At 30.8% G+C, this 12,806-nt stretch carries 15 protein-coding genes; 9 read left to right on the top strand and 6 right to left on the bottom strand.

Annotation, left to right across the window (positions count from 1 at the left end):
• The first annotated feature begins 165 nt into the window (after positions 1 to 165).
• Together E9099_RS02200 and E9099_RS02195 are read left to right on the top strand one after the other, a co-directional pair.
• Positions 166 to 921: a glycosyltransferase domain-containing protein gene (locus E9099_RS02200; protein WP_136582105.1), complete on the top strand. Its 756-nt coding sequence runs from the start codon at positions 166 to 168 to the stop codon at positions 919 to 921.
• Between the two features lie 177 nt (positions 922 to 1,098).
• Complete coding sequence (locus tag E9099_RS02195) at positions 1,099 to 2,052, top strand: hypothetical protein (RefSeq protein WP_168800702.1); 954 nt, start codon at positions 1,099 to 1,101, stop codon at positions 2,050 to 2,052.
• Here the strand turns inward: E9099_RS02195 and E9099_RS02190 are convergent.
• Positions 2,044 to 3,111 (bottom strand): glycosyltransferase family 4 protein, encoded by a 1,068-nt coding sequence (locus E9099_RS02190; protein ID WP_136582103.1) that lies wholly within the window; start codon positions 3,109 to 3,111, stop codon positions 2,044 to 2,046. The two genes, E9099_RS02195 and E9099_RS02190, sit on opposite strands and share 9 nt — an antisense overlap.
• Complete coding sequence (locus E9099_RS02185) at positions 3,112 to 3,858, bottom strand: glycosyltransferase family 2 protein (protein WP_136582102.1); 747 nt, start codon at positions 3,856 to 3,858, stop codon at positions 3,112 to 3,114.
• 101 nt (positions 3,859 to 3,959) lie between these two features.
• Here E9099_RS02185 and E9099_RS02180 point away from each other — a divergent pair, with 101 nt between their 5' ends.
• The gene (locus tag E9099_RS02180; RefSeq protein WP_136582101.1) at positions 3,960 to 4,658 is read left to right on the top strand and encodes a polysaccharide deacetylase family protein; all 699 of its coding nucleotides are present in this window, start codon (positions 3,960 to 3,962) and stop codon (positions 4,656 to 4,658) included.
• Here E9099_RS02180 and E9099_RS02175 read toward each other — a convergent pair.
• Both E9099_RS02175 and E9099_RS02170 read right to left on the bottom strand, forming a co-directional pair.
• Positions 4,633 to 4,875 (bottom strand): hypothetical protein, encoded by a 243-nt coding sequence (locus E9099_RS02175; protein WP_136582100.1) that lies wholly within the window; start codon positions 4,873 to 4,875, stop codon positions 4,633 to 4,635. The genes E9099_RS02180 and E9099_RS02175 overlap by 26 nt on opposite strands.
• Complete coding sequence (locus tag E9099_RS02170) at positions 4,875 to 5,612, bottom strand: glycosyltransferase family 2 protein (protein ID WP_136582099.1); 738 nt, start codon at positions 5,610 to 5,612, stop codon at positions 4,875 to 4,877. The genes E9099_RS02175 and E9099_RS02170 overlap by 1 nt, the downstream gene beginning before the upstream one ends.
• 44 nt (positions 5,613 to 5,656) lie before the next feature.
• On the opposite strand from E9099_RS02170, the gene E9099_RS02165 reads away from it, so the two are divergent.
• On the top strand, positions 5,657 to 6,478 hold the full coding sequence (locus E9099_RS02165; protein ID WP_136582098.1) for a glycosyltransferase family 2 protein: 822 nt from the start codon (positions 5,657 to 5,659) through the stop codon (positions 6,476 to 6,478).
• A 4-nt stretch (positions 6,479 to 6,482) separates the two neighbouring features.
• Here E9099_RS02165 and E9099_RS02160 read toward each other — a convergent pair whose 3' ends face one another.
• Complete coding sequence (locus E9099_RS02160; RefSeq protein WP_136582097.1) at positions 6,483 to 7,562, bottom strand: glycosyltransferase family 9 protein; 1,080 nt, start codon at positions 7,560 to 7,562, stop codon at positions 6,483 to 6,485.
• A 221-nt stretch (positions 7,563 to 7,783) separates the two neighbouring features.
• Between E9099_RS02160 and E9099_RS02155 the strand changes: the two genes are divergently transcribed.
• Positions 7,784 to 8,458, top strand: a complete 675-nt coding sequence (locus E9099_RS02155) for a lipopolysaccharide kinase InaA family protein (protein ID WP_240788941.1) — start codon at positions 7,784 to 7,786, stop codon at positions 8,456 to 8,458.
• Between the two features lie 71 nt (positions 8,459 to 8,529).
• Here the strand turns inward: E9099_RS02155 and E9099_RS02150 are convergent, their stop codons facing one another.
• On the bottom strand, positions 8,530 to 9,345 hold the full coding sequence (locus tag E9099_RS02150) for a 2,3,4,5-tetrahydropyridine-2,6-dicarboxylate N-succinyltransferase (RefSeq protein ID WP_136582096.1): 816 nt from the start codon (positions 9,343 to 9,345) through the stop codon (positions 8,530 to 8,532).
• Positions 9,346 to 9,447: 102 nt separating this feature from the next.
• On the opposite strand from E9099_RS02150, the gene ruvX reads away from it, so the two are divergent.
• The 4 genes from ruvX (at position 9,448) to mazG (ending at position 11,869) form a co-directional block, all read left to right on the top strand.
• On the top strand, positions 9,448 to 9,858 hold the full coding sequence (gene ruvX / locus E9099_RS02145) for a Holliday junction resolvase RuvX (protein ID WP_101017605.1): 411 nt from the start codon (positions 9,448 to 9,450) through the stop codon (positions 9,856 to 9,858).
• 8 nt (positions 9,859 to 9,866) lie between these two features.
• Positions 9,867 to 10,460 (top strand): peptide deformylase, encoded by a 594-nt coding sequence (gene def / locus E9099_RS02140; protein ID WP_136582095.1) that lies wholly within the window; start codon positions 9,867 to 9,869, stop codon positions 10,458 to 10,460.
• Positions 10,461 to 10,565: 105 nt separating this feature from the next.
• Positions 10,566 to 10,988, top strand: coding sequence for a DUF5606 domain-containing protein (locus tag E9099_RS02135; protein ID WP_101017609.1), 423 nt, complete (start codon positions 10,566 to 10,568; stop codon positions 10,986 to 10,988).
• 107 nt (positions 10,989 to 11,095) lie between these two features.
• A complete protein-coding gene (gene mazG / locus E9099_RS02130; RefSeq protein WP_136582094.1) occupies positions 11,096 to 11,869 on the top strand; it encodes a nucleoside triphosphate pyrophosphohydrolase in 774 nt (257 codons plus the stop codon).
• Positions 11,870 to 12,806 lie beyond the last annotated feature (937 nt).

Raw genomic sequence — 12,806 nt, 5'->3', positions numbered from 1 at the left:
TGGTAAGAGTGTATATTGGTAATTTGAAAATAATATGAATTTTATATGTGTTTTTATAAAATAAGTAGTTATTTGCAATAGAGAAAAAAAAGGCATTTAATTAATTTTTTGTTTATAAAATGATTGTTTTTTGTCGGTTAACTTTGTTTTTGATAAATAATTAAAATGAAAAAAAAAATTATAGTTTATACAGCAATTTTTGGTGATTACAGTGCTCTTATAGAGCAACCAAAGCTAGAAAATGTAGAATATATTTGTTATACTGATAGGACAGATTATAAATCTAAAAGTTGGAAAATTGTTCAAGTTGAAAAACCAGTAAAAGATGATAATACAAGGAGTAATAGATACTATAAAATATTACCTCATAAACATTTGAATAAAAATTGTGATATTAGTGTTTATATTGATGGTAATATTTTAATCTTAAAAGATTTTTCCTCATTAATTGAGGATAAAATGAGTAAGGCTGCCATGGCTTGTTTTGATCATGGTCAGAATGCTGTGGATCCAAGATATTGTATTTATGACGAGTATGATGAACTTATGAAAATAGCCGAACAACTTAAGCAGTTTAAGGATATTCCTGAGGTTATGACAAAACAGATTGAGCAGTTTAAATCGGAAGGATACCCTGAAAATAATGGTTTAATTACTGCGCCAATATTAATTCGTAAGCATTTTAAATCTAATGTTGTAGAACTTATGGAAAATTGGTGGCAGATTGTGAAAACACAAAGTAAGAGAGACCAGTTAAGTTTTGACTATGTAAAGTGGAAATTAAATTTTGAGGATTTATCGTTAATAGATGGAGATGTAAGAGAGGGGAATCCATGGTTTTATACGATGCCTCATAGTCTAAATTATAAATCGAGTATCATTAAAATAAAATTAAAACGCTTTTTTTCTTTAAAAAGATAATCAGTAATTATTTACTTGGTACTATTTTTTAAAGATAAATCAATTGGATATACCGTTTCTTTTGTAATCAATGATTTAAGTATGATTTTATTGAAAATTTGGAACGTAGATCTTCAATAAAATTCTGTTAAGAAAAGTTATAGAAACGACATCATATTAGCTATAAGACAATTTAAAATGAAAATGAAAATTACAATTATTGGTCCTCCAGCCTTTGGATACACAAAATATATATATGATTCCTTAAAAAAAATAGAACAGGTAGAGGTTAATATATTTTATATAGATAGATCTACTTTTAAATATAAGAATAAAGCACATAAGATTAAAAACTTTTTGTTGAAGATCTTTTTTGGTGTGAATTTAAAAAAGAAGTATCAAGATGATATAGTAAAGGATAGTATAAAAGCTTTAGGGGGTCAGGACTTTATATTTACGATACGTCCAGATTTACTTAAAAATAAAACCTTAGCTGTGCTTAAGTCAAGTGCTAAACATAACATAGCTTTTTATTACGATAGCATCACTCGTTTTTCTAGAAAAGGCGATATATTACCATATTTTGATAAAGTATATAGCTATGATAAAGAGGATATAGAGGTTCATGGGTTTGATTTTTTAACAAATTATATATATCAAGAAAGTAATATTACACAGCATGAGTATATATTCTTTAACATATCATCTTATGATTTTAGATTTAAAAGTTTAGACAAATTAGCTAAATACATAAATGATAAAGGATGGTCTTCAAAAATCTTAGTGCATCATCCAGATGAATCAATAGAGAAATCGGAGTACCTTGAAATTATTAATCAAATAAAAAGCGTTTCTGAGATTAATGATTTAATGAAGCATTCTAAAATCATTATCGAAATTCAGCGAAATGACCAAATAGGTTTGTCTTTTAGAATTTTTGAAGCTTTAGGGCATAATAAAAAATTGATTACAACTAATAAGGATATTGTTAATTACGATTTTTATAATCCGCAGAATATTTTGGTCATTGATGAAAATTACATTGAAATTCCAGAGGATTTTGTAAATACACCGTATCAACCAGTTGATGAGGCTATTTTGGATAAATACAGAATTGATAATTGGGTAAAACCTATCTTTAATTTAGAGTAAACTTCGATAAACATCAGCGTACTGTTGGGCAGAGGTATTCCAATCAAAGCTTAAGGCACGTTTTATAGAAGCTTTACTGTAGTTTGTTTTATTGGATTCGAAAGAAGTCATTCCTTTAATAAAAACCTCGGACATTGCTTTAGGATCAAAATTAGCCCAATAAAAAGCTTGGTCTCCTCCAATTTCTGGGAGTGAGGTTAGATTAGATAAAAAGACAGGTTTACCAAAGCGCATGGCTTCAATCGGAGGGATTCCAAAACCTTCAAGTAATGATGGAAATACAAAAGCACTGCAATTCTGTAGGTAATACTGTTTTTGTTCAGTATTTATTTTTCCTAACATGTGAACACGATTAGTGGTTCTTGTTTTTGAAATGGCTTGTGCTAAGGTTGTATTTACATAGCTATCCGATGTATCACCAGCTAAAATTAAATCATAATTAGGCAAATGTTCTAACATTTGTACCAAGGTATGTACGTTTTTTCTTTGTGTTAATCCGCCAATAAAAAATAAATATGGTCTGTCCGTTACTGGTTTGATTTTAGTATTTTTCAAGTCCAAAAGAGTAGTAATTGGATTGCCATTATAAATTACATATTCAGGAACTTTAGGCACGTTAAAATATTGATGTGTAGATGCTTTTGCGAATTCAGAAATATAAGTAATGGCAGAACTCCTGTTTAGTTTCTCTGTAAAACGTTTATTTGTGTCGTGATTTAGATCTTTTGAAACTTCACTTATAAAATTTACATCATGTACCGTTAATACATAAGGGATTTTATGATAAGGTTCTATTTTTATATTTTGATTTAAAGAATGCCAAACATCATATTTTTTACGAATACGAAAAAATGGTTTTCTAGATATAGAGCGGTATGTTTTATAATCAAAATAGTTACCAAATTGATCTTTTAGCGCGTTAGTGTCTTTAGCGTGTATCGTCATTTTAAAATCTTCAACATCTGCATGGTATAACCCTTTAATTAAGTGGAAATTGAATTGTCCAAAACCGTTAAACTGGTTTTTAATATTGTGGGATTCTAAAAATACGTGCTTCATTTATTCTATATTACGATACATAGTCCATAATTGTATATAGCGCTTAAATACTGAAAACGCATGGACGTAACAAATAATAAACCCTTCTTTACCGTCCAAAAAACCAAATCTAAAAAAATATTGGTGCATAAATCGATACCATGGTCTAAATAGAAAATGATATAAATTTGGACGCACATTTTTCTTAAATAAAGCTTCAGCTTGTAATTTACTATATTGGGTTAGTTTTTGGTTATAGTTGTCAAAATCTGTATACGTTTGATGCTTCAGATGATGTTTAAGTTTTCTAATTGGAGCTGAGGTTTTAATTGCTTCATGAACTAATTTCCCATTATATTTACAATAGTTTTTATCAAACAACCTAACGGCAATATCTGTTTGAAAACCACTGTATTTTATACGTTTACCCATAAAATGGTAATCGCGATTTACTAGAAAGGCTTTCTCTTTAGGAGTAGACTCAACCGTAGTCATTAGCTCTTTTGATAACGCTTCTGGTATCACTTCGTCCAAATCAAAAAAAGTGACCCAGTCATGTTTGGCTAAACTAATAGCGTAGTTTTTTTGAGAAGAAAAATCGTCAAACACTCGTTTTACAAAAGTGACATTATGTTGTTTGGCAATAGCTTCGGTAGCATCCGTACTAAAAGAGTCTACAATGATAATTTCATCTGCAAAAGACAAGCTTTTAATATAGCGTTCTATATTGTGTGCTTCGTTATATGTAATAGCTAGAGCGCTTATCATGTAATAGAAAGTCAGATTTTTGCCAAATATAACCATTAGGGGTTATATATTTGTATGCAGACTATTCAATTTAAAACATCGTGTCAAAATTACCTATTTTAATGTATCACAGTGTAACCACTCAGTCAACTGAGAGTAAAGGGTTAACTATTGATGTCAAAATACTAGAAGAACAGTTGTTGTATCTAAAATCTGAAGGTTATACGACTTTGCATTTTAAAGATTTACAAAGCTTTAAATCTGCTAAAGACTTTCCTAAAAAAGCGGTGATTATTACATTTGATGATGTGTATGTTAATCAATTGGAGTTGGCATATCCTTTATTTATAAAACATAATTTGAAGGCTTGTTTTTATATTCCGTTTAAATATGTAAATGGTGTTAACACGTGGGATGCTGGAATCTCTCCTATTATGTCTGTGCCGCAATTGCAATCTTTAGATGCTGATATTATCGAGTTGGGTTTGCATAGTTTTGCACATCAGCGTTATGATCAGTTGTCTATTGACGCTATTCAAAACGACTTTGATTTATGTAAAGATTTTATAGTCGAAAATAAATTAAATGTAAATAATACTTTAGCGTATCCTTATGGTAAGTATCCTAAATCAGGAGCCGAACAACATGCTTTTTTTAAGTGTCTAAAGGATAATCAAATTATCTATGGTTTACGAATAGGGAATAGAGTGAATGCATTTCCGTTAAAAAATCACTACGAAATTCAACGTTTGGATATTAAAGGGGATGATAGTATGAAAGTGTTTCAGCGTAAGCTTAAAAAAGGAAAAAGTTGGTTTTGATTATATTAAAATAAGGAAATGATAAGCAGCCTAAGATGATTAATAAAAAGCCTCCTAATTTAAACGTTGTTTGATATTTGTGATACCATTTTTGTTCTAATTCTGGATTGTTTTTAAATCGATTTATAACTTTAAAGCCTATTAAAACAAAATAGCATCCCATTATAATTTGTGCTATTGCAATAAAAAAGTATATAGATTTTAATTGTTCTAACATTACCTAATACCTTTCTGTAATAACATTAGTTTGACATATCTTGAAAATACGCCATACGCATTAACGCTGGCAACAGTTAAACCAGGTATCCCATCCATAAAACCACGACGTAAAATGTAGCTGCTAAAAAAACGATAAAACGGTTTGAAAGCTAAGTGAAAATAGGTCGCTTTTTTACCCTTTTTAAGCATTTGTTCTGCCTGAAACCAAGCATAGCTATCTTTTTTACTGATATAATGAAGTAACCCTTTGTAAGTAAAATGCAGCACCGGACTTTTAAGTTGTCCGATAGTCCCTTCAATAATCAGTTTTTCATGTACTAAACCTTCAAACTTACAATTGCTACGTTTTACTAATCGCGTGACATTATCACTATGATGATATAAAAAGCGATTCATATAAAAATGAGGGAAGTTAAGCTTGTAGCCAGCGTGTTTATTACTAGTTATCGCTGCAAAAATCTCTTGTTGCAAAGCAAAGGGAATACGCTCGTCAGCATCAACAAATAAAATCCAGTCCCCCGTTGCGTATTGCAAGGCATGGTTTTTCTGATTAGAAAAATTATCAAACGCTCTTAAATAGACTTCGCAGCCCATTTGTTTAGCTATTTGTACTGTGTTATCTTTGCTATTAGAGTCTACGACAATAATTTGTGAAGCAAAGCCAACCGATTGGATTGCTTGCGCAATGTAGGCTTCCTCGTTGTATGTGGGTATAATTACGGTAATAGCATTCATATAGAAACCAAAATTACTAAAATAACTTTATATTTGTTGCCATAATGAAAATAGATACTTCAATAATAATAAGCACGTATAATTCGCCTGAATGGTTAGCAAAAGTACTTTACGGTTATAATAACCAATCGTATCGTAATTTTGAAATTGTAATAGCGGATGATGGTTCCAGACAAGAGACCATAGATCTAATAGAAACGATAAAGGTAGAAGTGTTTTATCCTATTATACATGTTTGGCATGAAGACAATGGCTTTCAAAAGTCGGAGATTTTAAATAAAGCCATATTACAATGTACATCAGATTATATTATAATGTCAGATGGTGATTGTATTCCGCGTCAAGATTTTGTAGAAGTCCATGTTAAGGAACGAGAATTAGGTTACTTTTTATCTGGAGGTTATTTTATGTTACCAATGGCAATATCTAAAGCCATTACCAAAGAGGATATTTATAAAGCCAATTGTTTTAAGTTAAAATGGTTAAAAAAGAATGGTTTAAAAGCCTCTTTTAAAAATAATAAATTGACGGCTACCGGACTTAAATCTTCAATTTTAAATACAGTTACACCAACTAATGCTAGTTGGAATGGACACAATGCTTCGGGTTGGAAAAAAGATATTGTAGCGGTTAATGGTTTAGACGAGCGTATGCAGTACGGAGGTCAAGATCGTGAACTTGGTGAGCGTTTAATGAATTTAGGTGTCAAAAGTAAGCAAATCCGGTATTCGGTTATCTGTATTCACTTAGACCATAAGCGTGGGTATAAAAATGAAGATTCGATTGCCAAAAACAGAGCGATTAGGGACATTACTAAAAACGAGAAAAAGGCTTGGACTGATTTTGGAATCGTAAAAAAAAGCTAGACGCTTAGTTTTTATAAGCTTTTAACTGTCGATCCAAAAAAGGTGTTAATTTTTTTAATATCATTTCCGGTGTCAGCATTTGATATAATTCTGATGGGTTTTCTTCTATTTTACGACGTTGTTCTACACTAAATTCGTCAAATAAATTAGGTTTTTCTTCTAATAAGTGAATGGAAGTGTGTTTTTTGCCATCTTCAAAACTAGCCCAATGTTCTTTTAAAACATAAGGTGAAAATATAGTAAAGGTTGGTTTGTCCAGTGCTTTTGAAATATGGACGATACCCCCTTCGTTACCAACAAGTAATTCGCATTTATTCATTAAGGTTATAAAGCCTCTAATAGTATCTTCGTAAATATCAATGATAATATGGTCTTTATTTTGACATTGCTCATAAATACTTAAAGCATCATCTTTTTGGTTTGGGGCGTAGTTAAATAACACGTTTACATTATAACAAGACGTGATGTGGTCAATTATGGTAACAATATAATCGTAAGGCATAGATTTTTGAGGCGTACTTCCTAAAATACCTAACATAATGGCAGGTTTATCGTACTTATCTAGCTTGTTATATTGTTTTTCTTTATCGGTTAAAAAAATATGTGGTTCGTAATCTATTTTGTTTTCAGGTAAACGAAAAAAGGAACTAAACATATTAATTCTGTCCTCAATAGCCTTGCCGCTTATATGTGTTTTTTCTTCTAATAACGGCACTGTATGTGTATAGAATTTAAACCAAGGGTTTCTTCCTCTTTTCTGAAAACCAATACGCATTTTTGCTCCAGAAAAATAACAAATCAGTCTGCTTTGTAGTTTAGAGTAGGGGTCAAAAATAATGTCATAATTAGTTTTCTTAATACGCTTAATTAAGCGCTTCATAACTAGAAATTGTTTTAAGTCTTTTTCATTAATAGCAATAATATTATCAATACTTGGATTGTTCTCGATAACACCAACAGTAAAATCATACACTAAATAATCAATTTGACTATCTGGAAAAACCGATTTCATATTTTGAGCAATAGTAGAAGCTATTAGCACATCACCAATACGTTTATTTTGTATTACAAGAATTTTTTTCATGTATGCTGAACTAATTTCAGTGTCTGTTTTAATAAGTAATAATTATTTTTAATAGGGTATAGCGCAAAATATAATTTTATCGGCTTTTATTAAAATTTACTTTGATATATCTTTGAACAATCTTAAAATTAAATATTATCATACACTGTCATCCAAAATATAAGCACTTAGAACCCATATTAGTTACTCTTATTTCAGAATTTGAAACCTCTGGAGAAGCAGTGACCATTGGACAACGTAACGTTATAAAGTCTTTTGAGGTTGAAGGATTAAAACTAAATGTGAAGTCCTTTAAAATACCAAATGCCTTTAATAGTTTTGTGTATAAATATATACGTCCATCTAAGGCAAAACGTTCTTTTGAATATGCTAATAAGCTAATTGATTGCGATATATCAACCCCTTTTCCAATAGCTTACATAGAAAACACGTCCGTTTTTGGGTTAAAAACGAGTTATTATATTAGTAAACATATCGATTATGATTTTGAGTTTAGAGCGTTAATACACAATCCGCAATTTCCGGAACGCGTTAAAATATTGCAACAATTTGCAGCATTTACTTTTAAATTACACGACAATAATATCGATTTTTTAGATCATTCACCGGGTAATACTTTAATAACAAAGGATGATACTGGTTATAGTTTCTTTTTAATTGATTTAAACAGAATGCGTTTTAAGCCAATGACTTTTAATAATCGAATGCATAATTTTAGACGCTTATGGTTATCTAAAACTATGGTTAAGACATTATCTGAGGCATATGCACAACTTTACAATACGTCCTATCAAGAAACGTATGACTTAATGTTAAAGCATAGCAGAGCATTTCAATTAAAAATAAATAGTAAAAAATTAAGACGTAGCGGAAGGAAGATGCAGTTTAAAAAATAATAGTAATACAAAAGCCTCTAAATTTAAAACTTAGAGGCTTTATTGTATTAATAAGTGTTGCTTTTTAAACTTTAAACAGCAACATCATACTCTCTCAAAGCATCATTTAAAGACGTCTTCTTATTTGTGCTTTCTTTACGTTTTCCAATAATTAAAGCACAAGGGACTTGAAATTCTCCAGCAGCAAAGGTTTTAGTATAACTTCCAGGGATAACTACTGATCTTGCTGGTACACGACCTTTCATTTCAACAGGAGTATCACCTGTTACATCTATAATTTTAGTACTCATGGTTAACACCACATTAGCACCTAAAACAGCTTCTTTTTCTACATGTACACCTTCTACAACGATACAACGTGATCCAATAAAAGCACCATCTTCTATAATAACTGGAGCGGCTTGTAAAGGTTCTAAAACACCACCAATACCAACACCACCAGATAAGTGTACGTTTTTACCAATTTGTGCACAACTACCTACGGTAGCCCAAGTGTCAACCATTGTCCCTTCGTCTACATAGGCACCAATATTTACATAACTAGGCATTAAAATTGTACCTGCAGAGATGTAAGCACCATGACGTGCAACAGCATTTGGTACCACTCTAATTCCTTTTTCTTTATACCCTCTTTTTAGTGGAATTTTATCATGATATTCAAAAATACCAGCTTCTAAAGTTTCCATTTTTTGAATAGGGAAATATAAAACAACCGCTTTTTTAACCCATTCGTTAACCTGCCAACCATCAGTTGTAGGTTCTGCTACTCGTAATTTTCCTAAATCTAAAAGGTTAACCACTTCTCTAATAGCTTCTATGGTTTTTTCGTCTGTCAATAACTCTCGGTTATCCCAAGCAGTCTCTATTGTTTTTTGTAATTCTGTCATGTCAATTTTAATTTAAGACAAATATAATTCGTAAAAATTAAAATATGGCACAATATTTAAGGTGTTAAGAGTATAAAACTATAAATTTGCACAAAATTTGATATGGCTCGCATTTTAGCAATTGATTTCGGAAAAGTTAGAACAGGATTAGCAGTTACTGATGAGATGCAGATTATTGCCTCTGGATTGACTACAGTTAATACAAAGGAGCTTATTACATTTTTAAAGGACTATTTAAGTAAAGAACAAGTCGAATTGTTTTTAGTTGGAGAGCCAAAACAAATGGATAACACGCCAAGTGAAAGTGAAGCATTGATTATTCCGTTTTTGGTTAAATTAGAAAACGCATTTCCTAAGATTCCGATAAAACGAGTAGACGAGCGTTTTACATCTAAAATGGCGACGCAAACACTAATAGATAGTGGATTAAAGAAAAAACAAAGACAAAATAAAGCGCTTTTAGATGAGGTTAGTGCAACCATAATCTTACAGAGTTACCTTTATAATCAATAATTAATAGTATGATATTACCAATTGTCGCCTATGGCGATCCCGTTTTAAAGAAAAAAGCGACTGACATTACTAAGGATTACCCGAAGTTAAAAGAACTAATAGCAAACATGTACGAAACCATGTATGGGTCGTTTGGTGTTGGTTTAGCTGCACCTCAGATTGGATTGTCCATCCGTATGTTTATTGTGGATGCAACTCCGTTTGCAGATGACGAAGAGGTTTTAGGTAAAGAAGAAAGTGAGTTTTTGAAAAATTTTAAACACACCTTTATTAATCCAGTTATTTTAGAAGAATCTGGTGATGAATGGGCGTTTAATGAAGGTTGTTTAAGTATTCCTGATGTTAGAGAGGACGTCTTTAGACAACCAAAGATTAAAATTGAATATTTTGATGAAGACTTTAATAAGCAAACTATGGCATTAGATGGTTTGGCTGCAAGAGTATTTCAGCATGAGTATGATCATATCGAAGGGATTTTGTTTACAGACCATTTATCGGCTTTAAAAAAGCGTTTGATAAAAGGAAAATTGACTAATATCTCTAAAGGAAAAATCAATGTAGATTACCGCATGAAATTTCCATTAATGAAAAAGAAACGTTAAACGTTTGGAAAACCCAAACTAACATAAGATATTTGCCATCCAATTTTTGAACACTATGCAGCGTCAAAGTGAAAGATAAAAGGATAATTAAAAACAAGAAACTATATGGCTTTAGATAAAGTATTAGCAATTGCAGGTAAACCTGGATTATATAAATTAGTAACTCAAACAAGAGGTGGCTTTATTGCTGAATCTTTAATTGATAATAGACGTATGTCTGTTGGAATACAACAAAACGTTAGTATTTTAAGTGAGATTGCAATTTATACTTTAACAGAAGAAGTGCCATTAAAAGACGTCTTAAGTAAAATTAAAGACAAAGAAAAAGGAGCACAGACTAGTATTAGTCACAAGGATTCTAAAGATAAATTGGAAGAGTACTTTTTTGAAGTATTACCAGATTATGACGAGGATAGAGTGTACCCAAGTGATATTAAAAAAGTAGTACAATGGTATAATATGTTACAAAAAAATGACATGTTAGACTTTGATACAGCTAAGACTGAAACGTCTGATGAAGAAGAATAAATTGACTTTATTTATAGATATTAAAATCCAGCTTTTGCTGGATTTTTTTGTTTATCGTTTTTTAAGATGAAACAAATCAACGTACTTTTACAAAAACCTTTTTTTATATGAATTCTAGAGCAGACCAATTAAAAGCATTTGACCGTTTATTGACTATTATGGATGAGTTGCGCGAGCAATGTCCTTGGGATAAAAAACAGACCATGGAAACGTTACGTCATTTAACTATTGAAGAAACGTACGAGTTAGGCGATGCTATTTTAGAAGACGATTTAGAAGAAGTTAAAAAAGAAATAGGAGATCTTATGTTGCATATGGTTTTTTATGCAAAAATAGGAAGTGAGAAAAAGGCATTTGACATTGCAGATGTTTGTAATGGTATTTGCGAAAAACTAATCCATAGACATCCACATATTTATGGAGATGTTACTGTAAAAGATGAAGCCGAAGTCAAACGTAATTGGGAAAATTTAAAATTAAAAGAAGGCAGAACAAGTGTTTTAGAAGGTGTCCCTAATAGTTTACCAGCTTTGGTTAAAGCAAGCAGAATACAAGAAAAGGTTGCAGGTGTAGGTTTTGATTGGGAACGACCAGAGCAAGTATGGGAAAAAGTAGAGGAGGAGCTTAACGAATTTAAAGTTGAAGTAGAGAAAGGCGATGCGGATGCAATGGAAGACGAATTTGGAGATGTATTGTTCTCTATGGTAAATTACGCTAGGTTTTTGAATATAAACCCAGAAAACGCTTTAGAACGCACCAATAAAAAGTTTAAAAAACGCTTTGAGTATTTAGAGCAAAAAGCAAAAGAACTTAATAAAGATTTAAAAGACATGACTTTGGGTGAAATGGATGTTTTTTGGGAGGAGGCCAAAATACAATAATTGGAAAATCTGTGATTTTCACATACTAAGTTTTTTGGGAGGAGGCCAAAAAACAGTAATTGGAAAATCTGTGATTTTCACATACTAAGTTTTTTGGGAGGAGGCCAAAAAGCAGTAATTAGAAAATCTGTGATTTTCAAATATTCGAGTTGCACTTATTAATTGAACTTATAACTCCGTTTTTTTGAGAAAAACCGAAAAGAGTTTGTTTTTTTTTGAGGGATTTAAAACTTAATTATTATTAGTTGGGTTTTATTTTAAATTATTGTTAATCAGAATCTTAAATTGATGTTGTACTCTCAATTGTAATTAGGGAATAAAGTGCTTGAATAAAAAAAGATATTTTTTTCAATCTAAAAAGTCCAAAACAATAATTGCGTCGTATATAAAACAAATGACACAATCTTTTGAAGATACTATAGTTGGTTAATAGCATACATGACTTTAGATGTCATTTAAAATAATTATTTCTTGTAAGCGAACAGAAATAATTGGTTAGTTTAGTTAGGAGCTACAATCCTACCTCTTTACAGAGGTGGGATTTGGTTTTTTATAATGTTTCGTTTAATTACTTTTTTCAGGAAAGAGTTGGTTTATAAGTGTTTTGTTGGTGTACAAAAAAGCTAACAATAGGATTAAAGGTAAGAGATTGAAATTTAACCCGAATACCGTGATTTTGATACTTATGTAAAAAAGTGCTATTAAATCTATTAGAGCTAAAACACAATTGGACAGAAACATTAAAACAAACCATTTCTTATTTTTAAGATATACGAGATTAGAAGCTAATACTAATATAAAGCCAATAACATGTTTGTAATTAATTACAATAGTTGATAAAAAGGACAGTGCAATTGACACAGTAATTAATAGAAATGTAATTAAAGGGACTATAATATTGCCTTTTGTGTATTTTAGATCATTCATTAAGTATCTA

This window comes from Psychroserpens sp. NJDZ02, assembly GCF_004843725.1.
GTDB lineage: Bacteria > Bacteroidota > Bacteroidia > Flavobacteriales > Flavobacteriaceae > Olleya.
Note: the sequence above shows the minus strand (reverse complement) of the source record. Positions and strands in the feature narration are given on the sequence as shown.

Excerpts from the sequence above, each read along its gene's own strand:
- E9099_RS02185 (WP_136582102.1), bottom strand. The coding sequence starts at position 3,858 with ATGATAAGCGCTCTAGCTATTACATATAACGAAGCACACAATATAGAA.
- E9099_RS02175 (WP_136582100.1), bottom strand. The coding sequence starts at position 4,875 with ATGTTAGAACAATTAAAATCTATATACTTTTTTATTGCAATAGCACAA.
- E9099_RS02200 (WP_136582105.1), top strand. The coding sequence starts at position 166 with ATGAAAAAAAAAATTATAGTTTATACAGCAATTTTTGGTGATTACAGT.
- E9099_RS02170 (WP_136582099.1), bottom strand. The coding sequence starts at position 5,612 with ATGAATGCTATTACCGTAATTATACCCACATACAACGAGGAAGCCTAC.
- E9099_RS02135 (WP_101017609.1), top strand. The coding sequence starts at position 10,566 with ATGGCTTTAGATAAAGTATTAGCAATTGCAGGTAAACCTGGATTATAT.
- E9099_RS02180 (WP_136582101.1), top strand. The coding sequence starts at position 3,960 with ATGTATCACAGTGTAACCACTCAGTCAACTGAGAGTAAAGGGTTAACT.
- E9099_RS02190 (WP_136582103.1), bottom strand. The coding sequence starts at position 3,111 with ATGAAGCACGTATTTTTAGAATCCCACAATATTAAAAACCAGTTTAAC.
- ruvX (WP_101017605.1), top strand. The coding sequence starts at position 9,448 with ATGGCTCGCATTTTAGCAATTGATTTCGGAAAAGTTAGAACAGGATTA.
- E9099_RS02160 (WP_136582097.1), bottom strand. The coding sequence starts at position 7,562 with ATGAAAAAAATTCTTGTAATACAAAATAAACGTATTGGTGATGTGCTA.
- E9099_RS02165 (WP_136582098.1), top strand. The coding sequence starts at position 5,657 with ATGAAAATAGATACTTCAATAATAATAAGCACGTATAATTCGCCTGAA.
- mazG (WP_136582094.1), top strand. The coding sequence starts at position 11,096 with ATGAATTCTAGAGCAGACCAATTAAAAGCATTTGACCGTTTATTGACT.
- def (WP_136582095.1), top strand. The coding sequence starts at position 9,867 with ATGATATTACCAATTGTCGCCTATGGCGATCCCGTTTTAAAGAAAAAA.
- E9099_RS02195 (WP_168800702.1), top strand. The coding sequence starts at position 1,099 with ATGAAAATGAAAATTACAATTATTGGTCCTCCAGCCTTTGGATACACA.
- E9099_RS02150 (WP_136582096.1), bottom strand. The coding sequence starts at position 9,345 with ATGACAGAATTACAAAAAACAATAGAGACTGCTTGGGATAACCGAGAG.